The following is an 18,069-nucleotide window of genomic DNA, read 5'->3' on the forward strand; positions in this document are numbered from 1 at the left end:
GAGATATGCCAGCGACGGCAGAAGGTCACTCCGTTAAATCACGGTGTTGTATCGTCGGCGGCGGGCCGGCCGGTATGATGCTGGGTTATCTCTTGGCGCGCGCCGGCCTCGAGGTCGTGGTGCTGGAGAAGCACGCGGACTTCTTCCGCGACTTTCGCGGCGACACCGTGCATCCCTCGACGCTCCAGGTGATGGACGAGCTTGGCCTGATCGATGCCTTCCTCAAGCTTCCGCATCAGCGGTTGCAGAAGATGGACGGCCTGTTCGGCGGCACGCCGGTGCGAATCGCCGATCTCGGCCGGCTCCATACAAAGTACCCCTTCATCGCCTTCATGCCGCAATGGGACTTCCTGAATTTCCTGCGCGAGGCCGGCCGGCGCTTCATCTCGCTCAAGGTCATGATGAACACCGAGGCCATCGACCTGATCCGCCGTGGCGAGACGATCGCCGGCGTGCGCGCGAATACCCCTGACGGGCCGATCGACATCGAGGCCGATCTCACCATCGCCTGCGACGGCCGGCATTCGACCGTGCGCGAGCGCGCCGGCCTCGCGGTGGAGGAGATCGGCGCGCCGATGGACGTGCTGTGGTTCCGAGCCGGCCGCAAGGCGGACGAGACCGAAAACCTGTTCGCACGCGTCGAGCCGGGCAAGATGATGATCACCTTCGACCGCGGCGACTATTGGCAATGCGCCTATGTCATCGCCAAGGGGCAATATGATGCGGTGAAGGCGAGGGGATTGCAGGCGCTGCTCGACGACGTCGTGCGCATGGCGCCGGTCCTGAAGAGCGGCATTGCCGATGTGAAGAGCTTTGACGACGTCAAGCTGCTCACTGTCGCGATCAACCGCCTGACGCGCTGGACGCGGCCCGGCCTGCTTCTCATCGGCGACGCCGCGCATGCGATGTCGCCGGTCGGCGGCGTCGGCGTCAATCTCGCCGTGCAGGACGCGGTCGCGACCGCAAACCTGCTCGCGGACAAGCTTCAGCACGGTTGCCCCTCCGAGGACGAGCTCGATGCCGTGCGTCGCCGGCGCGAATTCCCGGTGAGGATGACGCAGCGGATGCAGGTGATCGTGCAGAACAACATCATCAGCGGCGCCTTGCAGGGCGGCGATCGGCCGCTGCAGGTGCCGCTGATCGTGCGCCTCATCACCGCGCTGCCATGGCTACAGGGCATTCCGGCGCGCCTGCTTGCGCTCGGGGTGCGGCCCGAGCATGTGCATTCGAAGGCCGCGCCGGCCGCGTAGCGCAACTGCCCGGTAGGGATAATGTCGCGTTAAGTCGCGCACGGCGCGTTGCGTGCGCGCAACAGCGCAAACGGATTCAGGGCGCGCGGCTTGCCAATCCGGCGTCTTAACTTTCTTGATTCGAATTTTAGTAAGATCTGCGTGTGAGCGTGCGCCCATCAAAGGACACGGGGTGTACCATGCGTAACAAGTTGATTGCTGCCTTCGCCTGCACGACCGCTCTGGTTTCGAGCGGCGCTGCTTCCGCCGCCGATCTCGGTGCGCGCTATACGAAGGCGCCCGCCTATGTCGAGCCGCTGTTCACCTGGACCGGTTTCTATGTCGGCGGACACATCGGTGGCGCCTGGACCAACGAGCAGTTCATCAACAATGGAAACGGTGCGCCGTTCGCCGATCTCTCGCCGGGCGAAGGCTTCCGTCAGCGCAAGTCGGGCGTCATGGGCGGCGCGCAGATCGGCTACAACTGGCAGGCCAACAACTACGTGTTCGGCATGGAAGGCACGATCTCCGGTCTCGACAACCATGGCTCGTTCGTGAACACCGTGTTTGGTACGGGCCTCGACGATCAGTTCAGCTGGCGCGCAAACGTGCTTGCGACGGTGGTCGGTCGCGCCGGTTTTGCCGTGCAGAACAACCTCTTCTACATCAAGGGCGGCTACGCCGGCGTGAATAATCGTCTCTCGGTGGTCGACAACGTTGCGAACCCGTCGACGGGTTCGGGCGGTCAGACCCACTGGGCCAACGGCTGGACCGTCGGTGCCGGCTGGGAATATGGCGTGACCCGCAACTGGATCGTCGGCCTCGAATACAACTACGCGGCCTTCGGCAGCCAGACCTATCAGCTCGGCGGCACCTCGGGCAATTACACCTTCGATGCCAAGCCCCGCGACATCCAATGGGCGGTCGTGCGCGCGAGCTACAAGTTCGACGCGCCGGTCATCGCGCGCTACTGAGCTACGAACGACCAATCAGCAAAAGAAGACGATCTCTGCCAAATTCAAAGCCCCGGCATCGCCGGGGCTTCTTTTTTTGCGTGCAAGGTTCTCGCGTGCAGGACAGGCTCAAGCCATCACCGAGAACCCGCCGTCGACCGGGATCGCGGTGCCCGTGACGAAGTTCGACGCGGGCGAGGCGAGGAACACGGCGATGCCGGCGAAATCGCCGATGTCGCCCCAGCGTCCCGCAGGCGTGCGCGCCAGCACCCGTTCATGCAGCCCCGACACCTGCTGCCGCGCGCCGCGAGTGAGATCGGTGTCGATCCAGCCCGGCAGGATGGCGTTGACCTGGATGTTGTCGGGCGCCCAGGCATTGGCGCAGGCGCGCGTGTACTGCACGATGCCGCCCTTGCTCGCCGCATAGGCGGTCGCGAAGCTGGCGCCGAAGATCGACATCATCGAGCCGATGTTGATCACCTTGCCGTTGCCGGACGCCTTCAGCGCCGGATAGGCCAGCTTCGAGCAGACGAAGGCGCTGGTGAGGTTGGTGTCGATCACCTTGTTCCATTCGTCGAGCTCGAGCTCGTGCGGCGGCTTGCGGATGCTCATGCCGGCATTGTTGATGAGGATGTCGATGCGGCCGAGATCCCCGACGACGCGGTCGATCATGGCCGCGACCGCCGCCTTGTCGGTCACGTCGGTGGGAACGGCCAGCGCCTTCACGCCGCGCTGCTTGAGATCGGCCACGGCAGCGGCGGACTTGGTTTCATTGCGCCCGACCACGGCGATGTCGGCGCCAGCGTCGGCAAGGCCGCGGGCCATGCCGAGCCCGATGCCGCCGTTGCCTCCTGTGACGATCGCGACCTTGCCGCGGAGATCGAACCGGCTGGATGTCATGCTTCTATTCCCTGGTTTCTTCTATCGGTTGCTCTGCCAGATCAGCACCAGCCCGAAGCCGGCCATGGCTGCGCCATAGCCGGCCCAGTGCAGCTGGTTGACCATGAAGCTCGATCGCGGCCAGGCGACGGCGCCTGTGCCCTGTCCGATCCAGAGCAGCCCGATGGCAGTCGCAAACAGGCCTGCGATCAGCAGAAATCTGCGCATGCATTCCTCCCCATCGGTCCGCTTCTGTCGCGCCGCGGCATGAACGATCGCCGCGGGTCGCGAAAACTCGGAGGCAGACTAGCCGTAGCTTCGGTTCGGATACAATGGGCCGCGGAGAGGACTTATGTTCACGCGCAAGATTGTCCTGAACGTTGTCCTGGGCGTTGCAGCTTCAGCCGCGCTTGCGGCCTATGCCGTCATTCCGCGTCATGCGGACCTGCGGGCGTTCGATCCGGCCGAAATGGCGAGGCTCGAGACCGCGATGTGGCGCGACTATTACGACAAGCGCTATGTCGCACTGTTCTACCATCTCTATGAATCCACGCGGACGCTATTCGGCTTTTCTCCGTTCAGGAGTCTGCATATCGCGTCCAGCGCGGCCGTGGCCGCCAGGACCTTCCAGCCGACGCGGTCGCGCCAGCGGGCCGATGCGGCCCTGCCGGCCCTCGTGGCGTACTACCGCGACTTTGCGGCTGCTGCGCCCGTGGCGTTCGATGTGGAGGAGGCCGCTCGTCTCGAGCTCGACTGGTGGCAGGCGCGGCGCGAGGCGGTGGCCCCGCGCGACTATGGCCTCACCATCGCCCGTATAGCGGCGCTGACCTATGGCAAAAGCGCCGATGACGCCGGCATCAGGCAATTTGGCATCGTGCGGGCGGAGGCCATGGCGTTCCGCGATGCGCGCGGGGAGGGAATCGCGGCGGCCGATTGGGTGAGGATCGAAGGCCAGCTTGGCGAGGCGTACCAGGCGCTGAAGGCGAGCGTCGCGCGCTAAAGCATGATCCGGAAAAGTGCGCAGCGGTTTTCCCTCGCGACAAACGCGGAACGCGTTTGCGCGGAGATCATGCTCAAACAACAACCTAAAGCGCGATGACGATTCTTCCCGATCTCATCGCGCTTTAGAGGCGCCTCAGAACGAAAAAGCCCCGGCGATGCCGGGGCTTTGACGTCTGAATATGAGGTCAGATCAGTACTTCGCGACGACCGGACCGGTCCAGTTGAAGCGGTAGACCAGCGAGGTCGAGATCGTCTGGTTCCAGCTGTTGGCACGGATGCTGTTGAAGCCGGTCGGGAGGCCGGTGGCATCGGAGATTTGATCCGTCGTCTTGGCATTGTAGAAGGCCGAACGATACTCGGTCTTCATGAACCAGCCGGGCGAGGTGATGCCGAAGATGTTCAGGCTGTTCTCGACGCCACCGCCGATGAACCAGCCGTGACGGTCGTAGCTGTTGAGGTGGATGCCTGCAGGTACGCCTGCGAGATCCGTGAAATTGGTCTGGCCGAAGTGAGCGCCGGAGTAACCGCCGTTGACGTAGGAGAGGACGTTCGGGGCGACCAGCCAGCCGAGGCGCACGCCCGCGGCCCAGGAGGTTTCGAGCTTCTGGTTGCCGGTGATGCCGAGGGTCGGATCCTGGATGGTGGCGCGGATGCTGCCGAACTGACCGTCGGCGAACACACCGGCGACCCAGGTGCCGCTGAACTGCCAGTCGTAACCGGCACCGACGGTGCCGAACCAGCCCGAGCCGCCCTGGCGCTGGCTGATCGTCAGCGGCGTGCCCGAGAAGGTGTCGACAACCTGCTGGTCGGCATTCGAAAGACCGCCGCCGCCGCCGCCGAAGACGTAGAAGCCGGTCCAGTTGGCAACCGGAGCGGGCATCGGGGCCTTCACGTAGGGACGGGCACCAAGGTCAGCCGCCGAGGCCGAACCGGTCATCGCCGCAACCGCGGTCAGAGCGAGCAAAGTCTTTTTCATGTCAAAATCCCCAACCTTGGTCTGTCGTAGCAGGCGCGAGCGCGCTGAAGTCCGTGTCATCTGATGACCGGACTATAGACGTTTCCCGCCGAAATGCTGTTGCCGGGCAGGCACAGTCGCCGGAAAACGCCCGCCGTCCGGGATTTGGGTCGTGAGCGCGAGAATCAGAAATACATCAGAAGTTGCAGTAACTTGACACGATCTTCGAAGTCCGGATTCTGGTAACGTCTCGTTAGCGAATTCGGTTTTGTGCGGAATGCAGGCAATCCTGCCTCAGCCCTGGCGCCCCTGAGTCGCTGGCCGAGTCGCGGCTTGAGTGATGCCAGCGGGACGGGAAAGAGCGGAAGCGGCACCGCAAACATAAAAGCCCCGGACCTGAGCCGGGGCTTTTTGGCAGGAGAATCGCGGCTTCAGACGTCCAGCAGCTCCTCGCTGGCAAATTCGGCCTTGTCCGAGATGAAGGCAAAGCGCGCCTCGGCCTTGGTGCCCATCAGGCGCTCCACCGAGTCGGCCGTGGTGTCGCGGTCATCGGCGAGCAGCACGACCTTGAGCAGCGTCCGCTTGCTCGGATCCATGGTGGTTTCCTTGAGCTGCGCCGGCATCATCTCGCCGAGGCCTTTGAAGCGGTTCACCTCGACCTTGGCGTTGGCGTTGAACTCGCTCTTGATCAGCGCCTCCTTGTGCGCGTCGTCGCGGGCGTAGACCGATTTGGTGCCGTGCGTCAGCTTGTAGAGTGGCGGTACGGCCAGGAAGAGGTGGCCCTCGTCGATCAGCCGCGGCATCTGCCGGTAGAAGAAGGTGATCAGCAGCGAAGCGATGTGGGCGCCGTCGACGTCGGCGTCGGTCATGATGATGATGCGCTGATAGCGCAGATCCTCTTCGCGGTAATGCAGGAGCTGGCCGCAGCCGATCGCCTGCACGAGATCGGAGAGCTGGGCGTTCGCCGTCAGCTTGTCCTTGCCGGCGGAGGCGACGTTGAGGATCTTGCCGCGCAGCGGCAGCACCGCCTGGGTCTTGCGGTCACGCGCCTGCTTGGCGCTGCCACCGGCCGAGTCGCCCTCGACGATGAAGAGCTCGGAGCCCTCGGTGCCGGCATCGGTGCAGTCGGCGAGCTTGCCGGGCAGGCGCAGCTTCTTGCCGGCGGTTTTCCGCGCAGTTTCCTTTTCCTGGCGCCGACGCAGCCGCTCCTCGGCGCGGTCGATCACGAAGTCGAGCAACCTGTTGGCCATGTTCGGATTGCCCGAGAGCCAGTGGTCGAACGGATCCTTCATCGCCTGCTCGACGATGCGCTGCGCTTCGGCGGTGGCGAGGCGATCCTTGGTCTGGCCCTGGAATTCCGGCTCGCGCACGAACACCGAAAGCATCACGGCCGCGCCGACCATGACGTCTTCCGAGGTGACCGAGGCCGCGCGCTTGCCCTGGCCGACGCGTTCGGCGTGGTCCTTCAGCCCGCGCAAGAGCGCGCTGCGCAAACCCGATTCATGCGTGCCGCCATCGGGCGTCGGCACGGTGTTGGTATAGGACGAGAGGAAACCGTCGGCATCCGCGGTCCAGGCCACCGCCCATTCGCAGGCGCCATGCGCGCCGTTGCGGCCCGACTTGCCGGAGAAGATGTCGGGATGCACCAGCGTGTCGGCGTGGATCGCGGCGGCGAGATAATCCTTCAGGCCGCCGGGGAAGTGGAAAGTTGCTTCTGCGGGCACATCCTCGATGCCCTTGAGCAACTCGGGCGCGCAATTCCAGCGGATCTCGACGCCGCCGAACAGATAGGCCTTCGAGCGCGTCATCTTGAACAGGCGCTGCGGCTTGAACGCAGCCTTGGCGCCGAAGATGTCGGTGTCGGGCTTGAAGCGCACGCGCGTGCCGCGCCGGTTGTTGACCTTGCCGAGGTCCTCGAGCTTGCCCTTCGGATGACCGCGCTCGAAAACCATGCGATGCAGCTTCTGGCTGCGCGCGACTTCCACTTCGAGACGCGAGGAGAGGGCGTTGACAACGGAGATGCCGACGCCGTGCAGACCGCCCGAGGTCTCGTAGACCTTGGAGTCGAACTTGCCGCCCGAATGCAGCGTGCACATGATGACTTCGAGTGCAGACTTCTTCGGGAACTTCGGATGCGGATCGATCGGGATGCCGCGGCCGTTGTCGGTGACGGTCAGGAAACCGTCCGCGCTCAGATCCACCTCGATGAAGGTCGCATGTCCGGCCAGCGCCTCGTCCATGGAGTTGTCGATGACTTCGGCGAAGAGGTGGTGCAGGGCTTTCTCATCGGTGCCCCCGATATACATGCCGGGCCGGCGCCGTACCGGTTCGAGGCCTTCGAGGACCTCGATGTCAGCCGCCGTGTAGTCTGCTTCACCGCCGCTCGCGCGCGAGGCCGCCTTGGCGGCGGGCGCGCGGGGCTTTGGCTCGTCGGCGCCGAACAAATCGTCTTTAGCTTTGGTTTTCAACTGCTTGGACATATATCTTGATGCGTTTTGAGGGCCGCGGGGACGGCGAATCGGTTAGGCCGACTATGCCACGGCTGGCCTGGAAAGGTCACCGCAGGTCCGCAAGGGCGGTTGTGGTTGGGAGCCAATCCCGGCAATTTTACGCCGCGGGCCCGCCAATTCCCGGCAATTTGACGTCCAGGTCCGGTCCGGCCCAGCCTTTGTGACTTGATGTCACACAAGTCTCTGGCTTACCAGTCTTTTTCATCGATCAGGACCTTGAGACGGGGCGGGAAGGCTAATCTAGCATGGAGCAGTTTGCGCACGCACTGGCCGATTTTGTGCGCGCTCACCAGGCTTGGGCCGCCCCGATCGTGTTCCTCCTGGCATTCGGGGAGTCGCTCGCCTTTGTTTCGCTCCTGGTCCCGGCCTGGGGCGCGCTGGTGGCGATCGGTGCGCTGATCGGGGCGAGCGGCATCAGCTTCTACCCGGTCTGGATCGCCGGCGGCGTCGGCGCCGCCCTGGGCGATTGGGTCTCGTACTGGTTCGGTTATCGCTACAAGGAGAAGGTCGCGCAGATGTGGCCGCTCTCGCGTTACCCGGAACTCCTGCCCAGGGGGGAGGAGTTCGTGCGGAGCTGGGGTGTGCCCAGCATCTTCATCGGTCGCTTCTTCGGCCCGCTGCGCGCTTCGGTGCCACTTGCCGCCGGCATCTTCGAGATGCCCTATTGGAGTTTCCAGGTCGCCAATTTCGTCTCGGCGCTGGTCTGGTCGGCGGCGCTGCTCCTGTTCGGAGACGTGATCGCCAAGCTGATGGAATGGATCTGGCGCATGATCTGACCGGGCCGCCTGGCAGCCCGGTCAGCGCGCGGCGATACCTTACAGCGAGGCATTCCAAATCGAGGGGATCCAGCGATAGCCCGACCCATCCTTTTCCTTCTCGACGCGGACGAGACCGGGGAAGGCGGCGTGGAAGGCCTGGATCGGCATCTTCTCGGCAATAGCCATGTCGTAGAGCTTGCGTCGCGTCGCCTGCGCCAGCGGCTTGTCGACGTCGGAGGCGATGTTCCACTCGGGATGCTTGACGAACAGGAACGCTGCGCCCGCGGTGATGTCGACCTGCACCAGCACCTTGTCCGAGCCGGACGCGACAATGAAGGAACTGTGGCCCGGGGTGTGGCCGGGGCTGGCGATGGCGGTGATGCCGGGGGCGACCTCCTTGCCGGCCTCGTATTGCGTGACCTTGCGGCCGAGCGCGTCGAACACGCGGCGGATGTTCTTGAAGTTGCTCTCGAGGATGGGATTGCCCATCCCCTTGCTCATCTCGCCGTCGTCCATCCAGAACTTCCACTCCACCGCCGGCACCATGATCTCGGCATTGGGGAAGGCCGGCTTGTTCTCGGCCGCGAGCAGTCCGTTGATGTGGTCGCCGTGGAAGTGGGAGATGATGACGGTGTCGACTGCCCCGCGGTCGATGCTGGCGGCAGCGAGGTTGTTGTGGAACTGCCCGACCTTGCCCTTGGTCTGCGCGAACTGGTCCGGTCCGAGCCCGGTATCGATGACGACGAGCTTGGGTCCGGTGTTGATGACGACCGGATTGAAAGTGTGGGTGACCTTGTCGGTTGGAAGGTGGTGTTCGGCGAAGACCTTGTTGATGTCGTCCTTCGATGCGCCGGCCGCGTAATTGTCCGGCAGGTTGATGGTCGCGACGCCATCGCAGACCACCGTGACCTGGTGGGCGCCGACATTGTAGCGGTAGAAGCTCGCATTCTGGGTCTCGGCCAGGGGTGCTGCTGCGCTCGCGGGTGACGTCTTCACGAAAGGCAGGAGCGCCGAGGCGGCGGCGCCGGCTAGCGTTGCGCGACGGGAGATCTCGTTCATGGCGATGTCCTGGGCTGGGTTGCGAGAGGCACGGACCGGCGGGGCTGTGCGCGTCGGTCTTTTCTCGGGAACACCCATTGGTAGCGGAAATTCCACTGCAGCCCGATGACACATCGGGGGCGGCCATCCTGCCTCGCACCGATTTGGACTTGACCCTGGAACCCGCTGGCCTTATAGCCGCGCGCCATGATCAACGCCGCGACCATTCTGTTCGCCCGTCGCCGCCGCCGCTCCTTAGCGGTTTGGGCGGTCGATCGCGTTTGAGATCATTGTCTTTGCCGCTGGACCCGATCCGCGGCATTCTCTCTCCTGTCAGCGCGATCTGATCCGGCGGCCCCCCTAGGAGGCCCAGCAGGAGACCACGATGTACACGCCACCCTTTTTCAAACAGGACCGCGCCGCGAGCCTTAGATTCGCAAGCGAGCGCGGCTTCGGCACCATGTGTGCGTTCGACGGCCAAAAGCTGGTCGCCTCGCCGTTGCCGTTCTATCTGACCTACGCCGATGACGGCACGCCGCAGGCCGCCTTTCATCTCGCCCGTCACAATCCGCTGTTAAAGTTGGCGGACGGTGCGGCGTCCTGGCTGCTCGCGGTGAGCGGCCCCGATGCCTATGTGTCGCCGGACTGGTACGTCTCGCCGGACCAGGTGCCGACCTGGCTCTACCAGGCGGTGCATCTGAGCGGGCCGGTGCGGGTGTTGTCGGACGACGAGCTGTCGGTGCAGGTCGACACGCTCAGCGACAAATTCGAAACCTGGCTGTTGCCGAAGAAGCCATGGACGTCGGGCAAGATGACGGCCGGGCGGTTCGAGGCGATGAAGAAGGCGATCGTGGGTCTCGTCATAACGGTTGAAGAGGTCGAGGGCAGCTTCAAGCTCAACCAGCATAAATCGGACGCCGATTTCGCAGCGATCGCGAATGCGCTTGGCCAGGGTGATGCCGACGCCAGAGAGATTTCACGCTTGATGCGGCAGATCCGGCCGCAAATCTTCGCAGACGACACGAATATGCTCGAAAGGAGCGCACCATGAGCCTCGCTGAAACCACAAAAGCCCCGACCACCGGCGCGGCCAGGAAGCCCGCCAACGTCTTCGTCGACGGCGGTTCCGGCACCACCGGGCTCGGCATCAACGAGCGGTTGAAGCTCCAGAGCGATGTCACGGTGAAGACAATCGCCGACGACAAGCGCAAGGATCTCGCGGCCAAGAAGGCGCTGATGGAGGAGGTGGATCTCGTCATCCTTTGCCTGCCTGACGATGCCGCCAAGGAGACGGTGGCACTGGTCGACAGCATGGGCGCCTCGGCGCCGAAGGTGCTGGACGCTTCCACCGCGTATCGGGTGGCGCCGGACTGGGCCTACGGTTTTCCGGAGCTGACGCCGGACCAGGCCGGCAAGATCAGGGCTGCGAACAAAGTCTCCAATCCCGGCTGCTATCCGACCGGTGCGATCGCGCTGCTGCGGCCGATCGTCGATGCCGGACTGTTGCCTTCCGACTATCCCGTCACCGTCAATGCGGTGAGCGGCTATTCCGGCGGCGGCAAGTCGATGATTGCGAGCTTCGAAGACGGCAGCGCGCCGTCCTTCGAGCTCTATGGCCTCGGCTTCGAGCACAAGCATCTGCCGGAGATGCAGCTCTACTCGAACCTGACGCGGCGGCCGATCTTCATTCCCTCGGTCGGCAACTACCGGCAGGGCATGCTGGTCTCGGTGCCGCTCCAGCTCGATACGGTGCCGGGCAAGCCTGGCGGTGCCGATCTGCAAGCCGCGCTGGCAAAGCGCTACGCCGGCTCGAAATACGTCTCGGTGATGCCGCTTCAGAACGAGGCGAGCAAGGGCGGCCGGATCGAGCCGGAGGCGCTCAACGAGACCAACATGCTCGAGCTCTACGTCTTCGCCAGCGACAAATATCACCAGGCGGTGCTGGTCGCGCGCCTCGACAATCTCGGCAAGGGCGCCTCGGGTGCGGCCGTGCAGAACATGCGGCTGATGCTGGGATTGCCGGAAGAGTAGGGCACATTCGTGCCCCGGACGCAGCGCAGCGCCTTTTGGCGGTGCGCTGCGGAGTCGGGCCCATGCCTGCCTTGCGCGTGGAAGCGAACCGCGGGCCGATACTCAGCGCTGAATGATGTCCGCTGGAAACGGCCGAACGGAACGGCATATCGCCGGACTAGGCGACGATCCATTCGAGCAAGGCGTTCTGCGCGTGCAGAAGGCAGGCTTTCGCAGCCGGGCTCTGGCAGGCGCGGTGCGACATTGCATCGGCGCTGACTTCCTGGCCCCGGGTGACGGGCGGACAGGGCAGGAAAATGACGTCGGGCCGGCATTTGTCGAGGAGCGATGCCGATATCTGGTACTCGAGAAGCCGATCCTGGCGCACGCCGTCGGGCCAGCAATCCGTGATGATCACGTCCGCATCGTGCAAGGCGTCCAGGCAGGTTGTGGCGGTAAAGTTCGGACTCGCGATGTCCTCGATATGCCACTCTGCCGGATAGATCTGGATCACCTGGAGCGGCAGCACGATGGACGCTTCGACCCATGACCGCAGGATGTTCGCGGCCGGCGCCACGCCGACGACTTTCAGTCCGTCCAGGTTTGCCCGCCTGCTCCTGACATAGGCGAGATCGCCGAGCGTTTCGCAGGGGTGGTTCGATCGCGTTCTCGCATTGACGACCGGCGCATCGGCGTGGGACGCGAGCTCGCGCAGGGCCGACAGCTCCCTGGTACGCACCATCAGGACATCGAACCAGTTGTCGAGATATTTGGCGAGATCGGCCGTCGCCTCGCCGGTGTTGAATCTGACTGGCGCGCTTACGCAGATGCCGCCCATGGCCTTCACGCCGAGCTCGAAGGCAGTGGTATTCCTCCATCCGCCGTCGTCAGCGATCAGTGCCGCGCGCTTGCCGGCGAGACACTGGGGCATCGCGCGGTCGCTCCATGCCCCCGCGAGTACCTGCGCGCGGTCGATGATGGACAGGATCGTGTCCGCGCCGAGGTCGTGGAATTCAAGAAAATCCCGGGCGGGCACATGATCCATCGTTATGCGCCATCACACGTGTCGAAACGCGTGCTCAGAGCACCTTGAAGATCGCCAGCGCCAGCACGGCCTGGGCGAGGAAGCCGACGGTGAAGGCCAGCGTGCGGAACACCGGCAGGCCGAGCGTGTAGACGATGAGATGCGCGACGCGGGCCCAGAAATAAACGGCGCAGGCGAGCACGGTCCATTTGGTGGAATAGTCGATCGCGTTCAGGATCAGGACCAGCGGCGCGAAGATCACGAGGTTCTCGACCGCATTGTCATGCGCGAACATCAGCCTGTTCGCCCACTCGGCATGCGGCTTGTCGCCGCGCGAGGGGTTGGCCATGGCGCCGCCGAGGCCGCGGACCTGGCAGCGGTTGACGATGTAGGGAATCCAGAGGACGCCGGTCAGGATCACCGTCAGTGTCAGCCAGAACAATTCGCGCGTCATAGTCCGGTCCCCTTCGTCGTCGCTGTGCCGACAGCGAGTCTATACAAGAGCGCGGCCGTTTGCGCTACGCGCGAACCTTGACATAGCTGCCCGGGGCTTCCTCGATCGGGGCGAGCACCTCGCTGCCGACCGCGCGCGCCGGGACCTCTTCCGGATCGAGTGCGCCCAGCCACTCGCGCCAGTCGGGCCACCACGAGCCCTTGTGCTCCACGGCGCCCTTCATCCATTCGGCGACGCTGACGTCCTTGATGTTGTCGTTGGTCCAGTACTGGTACTTGTTGGAGGCCGGCGGATTGACCACGCCGGCGATGTGGCCCGAGCCCGACAGTACGTATTTCACCGGGCCGCCGAAGAATTGCGAGCCGTACAGCACCGATTCCGCCGGCGCGATGTGGTCCTCGCGCGTCGCCAGATTGTAGACGGGCACCTTGACCTTGGAGAGATCGAGCAGCGTGTTGTCGAGCACCATCGTGCCGGTGGAGAGCCGGTTCTCCAGATAGCAATTGCGCAAATAGTAGGAATGGTTCGCCGCGGTCATCCGGGTTGCATCCGAATTCCAGTGCAGCAGGTCGAACGCGCTCGGCTGCTGGCCCTTCAGATAGTTGCTGACGACGTAGGACCAGATCAGATCGTTGGAGCGAAGCATGTTGAAGGCCATCGCCATCTTCGAGCCTTCGAGCACGCCGGCCGCCTTCATGTCCTGCTCGAGGGCTGCGATCTGCTCCTCGTCGACGAAGACGAGGAGGTCGCCGGCATGGGTGAAGTCGACCTGTGCCGCAAAGAACGTCGCCGAGGCCACGCGCTGGCGGCGCTTCTCGGCAAGCCAGGCCAGCGTCGTCGCGAGCATCGTGCCGCCGACGCAATAGCCGGCGGTGTGTACCTTCATCTCGCCGGTGACCTTCTCGATCACGTCCATCGCCGTGAGCGGGCCTTCCTTCATGTAGTCTTCCCAGCTCTTGTTGCCGAGCCGCTTGTCGGGATTGACCCATGAGATCACGAACACGGTGATGCCCTGGTCGACGCACCACTTGATGTAGGACTTCTCCGGCTTGAGATCGAGAATGTAGAACTTGTTGATCCAGGGCGGCACGATCAGGAGCGGGGTGCGCAGCACCTTCTCCGTCGTCGGCGCGTACTGGATCAGCTGCATCATCTCGTTCTGGTAGATCACCTTGCCCGGCGTCGTCGCCATGTTGACGCCGACGACGAGATTGTCCGGATTGGACTGGCGGATCTTCAGCATGCCCTTGCCGGCCGCGATGTCCTCCGCCAGCATCGTCAGTCCGCGCGCGAGGTTTTCGCCGCTGCTCGCCATCGTCTCGCGCAGCACTTCCGGATTGGTCAGCACGAAGTTCGAAGGCGACAGCGCGTTGGTGACCTGCTGGACGTAGAACTCGGCCTTGCGGCGGGTCTGCGGATCGAGCCCGTCGGCGTCGCGCACCAGCTCCTGCGCCCATTTGGTCGTGAGCAGGTAGAGCTGCATCACGAAATCGAAGAACTGGTTCGACGTCCATTCCGGATCGGCGAAGCGCTTGTCGCGCGGCGAGGGCGCGATCGCGGGCGGGGCCTCCTGGCCGGCCATGCGCCGCACCGCCGAGCCCCAGAGGTCGAGATAGTCCTTGGCGAGCTTGGTCTGGAGATCGGACGAGCGCGCGGTGTCCGACAGCCAGTATTCGGCGACGGAGGTGAAGGTCTTGACGACTTCGGTGAGCTCGGCCGGCGGGCGGTCCTGCACCTCGCCGCTCTCGCGCGGCTTGAGGTAGGCAGCCAGCGCCTTGCCGCCGCTCTCCATCGCCCGCGCGACATTCATCGCGAAGGCTTCCGCATCGAACTTCGTCTGGGATTTGGGCGTGTCGGTCGTGGCAGTGCTCATGAGCAGAACAGTAACGATTCATTCCGTATTCGTCACCGCGAAGCTGGCACGTTTGGCGTTAAACACTCTCGAAGATGTGCTGCACTGCGATAAGTTTTCTTGGTTCCGTCACAATCAGGCCGCACCGTGAGGGTTGGTGGGCCTTGGATGTTTTGTCGCTCGCACCATTTGGGCAGCAATGGTTTGAGCGCGGGTCGGTTGTTGGTTAAGCTTCCAACAGCCGGGCGTTGGGACGAGTAGGGGATTTCCCGAGTGTTGGCGTTGAGGGATGTTCAAAAGTCGCTGCCGATCTGCGGCGCGCTGCTGATGGTGGCGCTTGTGCTGGGCGGATGTTCGAGTCAGCTCGCGGATATGACGCCCGCGGACGCGCAGGCGCATCCCAGGGAGCCCGGCAGCTACCTGCCGGTGCATGACCTGCCGCCGGACCGTGACCAGGCCATCATCCCGCCGGAGCAGCGCGCCAAGATCGAAGCCGAGCTTGCCGCTGCGCGCGACCGCCAGGCCGTTGCCGCCAAGGACGCCAAATGAGGCGTTGCAAGGTAATCGCTGGCGCCCCCGTCTTGCCGTGCTAAAAGACCTCAGTTCAGCCGAGAGTCAGGACGAACGACCTCAGCTCCTGCTGTTTAAAATTACTCTAAATGTTTGATTTTGAGTGATTTTAGGCGAGGGCCGAGCGTCTTTCCCGGGCGGCCGTCGCGGCCTGTCGATTCTGTCCTGACCGGTTGCCCCCGGAGCCCAGAGAGCCATGGAAGAGTTTTACCGCATCCGCCGCCTTCCGCCTTACGTGTTCGAGCAGGTCAACCGGGCCAAGGCGGCCGCGCGGAATGCCGGCGCCGACATCATCGACCTCGGCATGGGCAATCCGGACCTGCCGGCCCCGCCGCACGTGCTGGAGAAGCTCAAGGAGACGCTCGGCAAGCCGCGCACCGACCGCTACTCGGCCTCCCGCGGCATCCCCGGCCTGCGCAGGGCCCAGGCCGCCTATTACGCCCGCCGCTTCGGCGTGAAGCTCAACCCCGATACCCAGGTCGTGGCGACGCTCGGCTCGAAGGAGGGCTTCGCCAACGTGGCCCAGGCGATCACCGCGCCGGGGGACGTCATCCTCTGTCCCAACCCGAGCTATCCGATTCACGCCTTCGGCTTTTTGATGGCGGGCGGGGTGATCCGCTCGGTGCCCTCCGAGCCGACGCCGCAGTTCTTCGAGGCGGTGGAGCGGGCGATCGTGCATTCGATCCCGAAGCCGCTGGCGCTCGTCGTCTGCTATCCCTCGAACCCGACCGCCTATGTCGCGAGCCTCGATTTCTACAAGGACCTCGTCGCGTTCGCGAAGAAGCACGAGATCCTGATCCTGTCCGATCTCGCCTATGCCGAGGTCTATTTCGACGAGAGCAACCCGCCGCCCTCGGTGCTCCAGGTGCCGGGCGCGATGGACGTCACCGTCGAGTTCACCTCGATGTCGAAGACCTATTCGATGGCCGGCTGGCGCATGGGCTTTGCGGTCGGCAACGAGCGCGTGATCGCCGCGCTCGCCCGCGTCAAATCCTATCTCGACTACGGCGCCTTCACGCCGGTGCAGGTCGCCGCGACCGCCGCGCTGAACGGCCCCGACGACTGCATCAAGGAGATGCGCGACACCTACCGCAAGCGCCGCGACGCGCTGGTGGAATCATTCGGCCGCGCCGGCTGGGAGATCCCGCCGCCGGAGGCCTCGATGTTCGCCTGGGTGCCGTTGCCGGAAGCCTTCCGCAGCGTCGGCAGCATGCAGTTCGCCACCCTGATGGTCGAGAAGTCCGGCGTCGCGGTTTCGCCCGGCGTCGGCTTCGGCGAGCATGGTGAAGGATATGTCCGCATCGCCATGGTGGAAAACGAGCAACGGATCAGGCAGGCCGCGCGCGGCGTGCGGCGCTTCCTTGAAAGCGGCATCGAAACGTTGCACAACGTCGTTCCGCTCGCCAACCGGCGCTAATTCTCTTCGACAGGTTCTCGTAAGGCATCATGGTCGCACCCCTGAAAGTGGGCATAGCGGGGCTCGGCACCGTGGGTGCCGAAGTTGTCCGTTTGATCGAAACGCAGGCGCGCGTGCTCGCGGGCCGCAGCGGCCGGGGCATTCGCGTCGTCGCCGTCACGGCGCGCTCCAAGGCGAAGAAGCGCGGCGTAGACCTGCGCGGCGTCGAATGGGCGAAGGATCCGCTCGCGCTTGCCACCCATCCTGAGGTCGATTGCTTCGTCGAGCTGATGGGCGGCGCCGGAGATCCGGCACTGGCTGCGGTTGAAGCGGCGCTGAATGCCGGCAAGTCGGTCGTCACCGCCAACAAGGCGCTGCTTGCCAAGCACGGCATCAAGCTCGCCAAGGCGGCTGAAAAGCACGGCGGCGCGCTGAATTTCGAGGCAGCGGTCGGCGCCGCGATCCCTGTCATCAAAACGTTGCGCGAAGGACTTGCGGGAACCGGCGTCAACCGCGTCTACGGCATCCTCAACGGCACCTGCAATTACATCCTGACGCGGATGGAGCAGGAGGGCCTGTCCTTCGCCGAATGCCTGAAGGATGCGCAGCGGCTCGGCTATGCCGAAGCCGATCCGTCCTTCGACGTCGACGGTCATGATACCGCCCAGAAGCTCGCCATTCTTGCCAGCCTCGCCTTCGGCACGAAAGTTGCTCAAAGCGCCGTGTATGTCGAAGGTATCTCGTCCATTGCGCCGGAAGATTTACGTGCTGCGGCTGATCTCGGCTATCGCGTCAAGCTGCTCGGCGTTGCCGTCCGCACCGCCAAGGGCATCGAGCAGCGCGTGCATCCGACCATGGTTCCAAAATCCTCCTCGATCGCGCAGGTGATGGGTGTCACCAATGCGGTCACGATCGATGGCGAGGGGATTCCGCCGATCACGCTGGTCGGTCCCGGCGCCGGCGGTGCTGCGACCGCATCGGCGGTCGTCGCCGATATCGCCGACGTCGCGCGCGGCATCCGCGCGAATCCGTTCGGCCGGCCGATTTCGCACCTCCACGACACCACGAAGGCGCCGATGGAGCGGCACGAAGGCGGCTACTACATCCGCCTCCTGGCGCGCGATTTCCCGGGCACTGCGGCCGCGATCGCGACCCGGCTCGCGGAGCAGAAGATTTCGATCGAGTCGATCGTGCAGCGTCATCCCAATGGCGGCGCTGCGCCGGCGACCGGCAAGGCGGCGCCGGTGCCCGTCATCCTGATCACCTATGCCACGCATGAGGACGCCGTGCGCCGCGCGCTCGCCGCCGTGCAGCGCGACAAGGTGATCAGCGGACGGCCGCAAGTCATCCGGATCGAGAAGAACTGAGGCGGTTTGAACGAACGAACCGTGGGCGTTGCGAATTGATGCGGGCAGAGACTTCTGTCCCGAACTGTTTGA

General features: G+C 64.3%; 17 protein-coding genes. 9 read left to right on the forward strand and 8 right to left on the reverse strand.

Annotated features, from left to right (window positions below; genetic code table 11):
- Positions 1-5: 5 nt before the first annotated feature.
- Positions 6-1,250, forward strand: a complete 1,245-nt coding sequence (locus GPL20_RS26640) for an FAD-dependent oxidoreductase (protein ID WP_157333213.1) — start codon at positions 6-8, stop codon at positions 1,248-1,250.
- Positions 1,251-1,429: 179 nt separating this feature from the next.
- Entirely contained in the window at positions 1,430-2,203 is a 774-nt protein-coding gene (locus tag GPL20_RS26645) for an outer membrane protein (RefSeq protein WP_157333215.1), read from the forward strand.
- A gap of 108 nt (positions 2,204-2,311) precedes the next feature.
- Here GPL20_RS26645 and GPL20_RS26650 read toward each other — a convergent pair whose 3' ends face one another.
- Both GPL20_RS26650 and GPL20_RS26655 read right to left on the reverse strand, forming a co-directional pair.
- The gene (locus GPL20_RS26650; RefSeq protein WP_157333217.1) at positions 2,312-3,082 is read right to left on the reverse strand and encodes an SDR family NAD(P)-dependent oxidoreductase; all 771 of its coding nucleotides are present in this window, start codon (positions 3,080-3,082) and stop codon (positions 2,312-2,314) included.
- Positions 3,083-3,103: 21 nt separating this feature from the next.
- Complete coding sequence (locus tag GPL20_RS26655; RefSeq protein WP_157333219.1) at positions 3,104-3,289, reverse strand: hypothetical protein; 186 nt, start codon at positions 3,287-3,289, stop codon at positions 3,104-3,106.
- Positions 3,290-3,413: 124 nt separating this feature from the next.
- On the opposite strand from GPL20_RS26655, the gene GPL20_RS26660 reads away from it, so the two are divergent.
- The gene (locus tag GPL20_RS26660) at positions 3,414-4,061 is read left to right on the forward strand and encodes a hypothetical protein (protein WP_157333221.1); all 648 of its coding nucleotides are present in this window, start codon (positions 3,414-3,416) and stop codon (positions 4,059-4,061) included.
- A 192-nt stretch (positions 4,062-4,253) separates the two neighbouring features.
- Here the strand turns inward: GPL20_RS26660 and GPL20_RS26665 are convergent, their stop codons facing one another.
- Both GPL20_RS26665 and parE read right to left on the reverse strand, forming a co-directional pair.
- Positions 4,254-5,039, reverse strand: coding sequence for an outer membrane protein (locus GPL20_RS26665; RefSeq protein WP_167533227.1), 786 nt, complete (start codon positions 5,037-5,039; stop codon positions 4,254-4,256).
- Between the two features lie 410 nt (positions 5,040-5,449).
- The gene (parE, locus tag GPL20_RS26670) at positions 5,450-7,498 is read right to left on the reverse strand and encodes a DNA topoisomerase IV subunit B (protein WP_157333225.1); all 2,049 of its coding nucleotides are present in this window, start codon (positions 7,496-7,498) and stop codon (positions 5,450-5,452) included.
- Between the two features lie 275 nt (positions 7,499-7,773).
- Between parE and GPL20_RS26675 the strand changes: the two genes are divergently transcribed.
- Entirely contained in the window at positions 7,774-8,304 is a 531-nt protein-coding gene (locus tag GPL20_RS26675) for a DedA family protein (protein ID WP_157333227.1), read from the forward strand.
- 39 nt (positions 8,305-8,343) lie between these two features.
- Here GPL20_RS26675 and GPL20_RS26680 read toward each other — a convergent pair whose 3' ends face one another.
- Positions 8,344-9,345: an MBL fold metallo-hydrolase gene (locus GPL20_RS26680; protein ID WP_157333229.1), complete on the reverse strand. Its 1,002-nt coding sequence runs from the start codon at positions 9,343-9,345 to the stop codon at positions 8,344-8,346.
- Between the two features lie 364 nt (positions 9,346-9,709).
- On the opposite strand from GPL20_RS26680, the gene GPL20_RS26685 reads away from it, so the two are divergent.
- Both GPL20_RS26685 and argC read left to right on the forward strand, forming a co-directional pair.
- Complete coding sequence (locus GPL20_RS26685) at positions 9,710-10,375, forward strand: FMN-binding negative transcriptional regulator (RefSeq protein WP_157333231.1); 666 nt, start codon at positions 9,710-9,712, stop codon at positions 10,373-10,375.
- Positions 10,372-11,355 (forward strand): N-acetyl-gamma-glutamyl-phosphate reductase, encoded by a 984-nt coding sequence (argC, locus tag GPL20_RS26690; RefSeq protein ID WP_157333233.1) that lies wholly within the window; start codon positions 10,372-10,374, stop codon positions 11,353-11,355. The genes GPL20_RS26685 and argC overlap by 4 nt, the downstream gene beginning before the upstream one ends.
- A gap of 157 nt (positions 11,356-11,512) precedes the next feature.
- Here argC and GPL20_RS26695 read toward each other — a convergent pair whose 3' ends face one another.
- The 3 genes from GPL20_RS26695 to GPL20_RS26705 all read right to left on the reverse strand — a co-directional run bounded on the left by GPL20_RS26695 (position 11,513) and on the right by GPL20_RS26705 (position 14,685).
- Positions 11,513-12,379: an ornithine carbamoyltransferase gene (locus GPL20_RS26695; protein ID WP_157333235.1), complete on the reverse strand. Its 867-nt coding sequence runs from the start codon at positions 12,377-12,379 to the stop codon at positions 11,513-11,515.
- A 34-nt stretch (positions 12,380-12,413) separates the two neighbouring features.
- Positions 12,414-12,812: an MAPEG family protein gene (locus GPL20_RS26700; protein ID WP_157333237.1), complete on the reverse strand. Its 399-nt coding sequence runs from the start codon at positions 12,810-12,812 to the stop codon at positions 12,414-12,416.
- A gap of 64 nt (positions 12,813-12,876) precedes the next feature.
- Positions 12,877-14,685, reverse strand: coding sequence for a PHA/PHB synthase family protein (locus GPL20_RS26705; RefSeq protein ID WP_157333239.1), 1,809 nt, complete (start codon positions 14,683-14,685; stop codon positions 12,877-12,879).
- Positions 14,686-14,937: 252 nt separating this feature from the next.
- Here GPL20_RS26705 and GPL20_RS26710 point away from each other — a divergent pair, with 252 nt between their 5' ends.
- The 3 genes from GPL20_RS26710 to GPL20_RS26720 all read left to right on the forward strand — a co-directional run bounded on the left by GPL20_RS26710 (position 14,938) and on the right by GPL20_RS26720 (position 17,997).
- A complete protein-coding gene (locus GPL20_RS26710; RefSeq protein ID WP_254125860.1) occupies positions 14,938-15,213 on the forward strand; it encodes a hypothetical protein in 276 nt (91 codons plus the stop codon).
- Positions 15,214-15,430: 217 nt separating this feature from the next.
- Positions 15,431-16,651, forward strand: coding sequence for an LL-diaminopimelate aminotransferase (locus GPL20_RS26715; RefSeq protein ID WP_063683711.1), 1,221 nt, complete (start codon positions 15,431-15,433; stop codon positions 16,649-16,651).
- 29 nt (positions 16,652-16,680) lie between these two features.
- A complete protein-coding gene (locus GPL20_RS26720) occupies positions 16,681-17,997 on the forward strand; it encodes a homoserine dehydrogenase (protein WP_157333241.1) in 1,317 nt (438 codons plus the stop codon).
- Positions 17,998-18,069: the final 72 nt, after the last annotated feature.

Source organism: Bradyrhizobium cajani (assembly GCF_009759665.1).
Lineage (GTDB): Bacteria > Pseudomonadota > Alphaproteobacteria > Rhizobiales > Xanthobacteraceae > Bradyrhizobium > Bradyrhizobium cajani.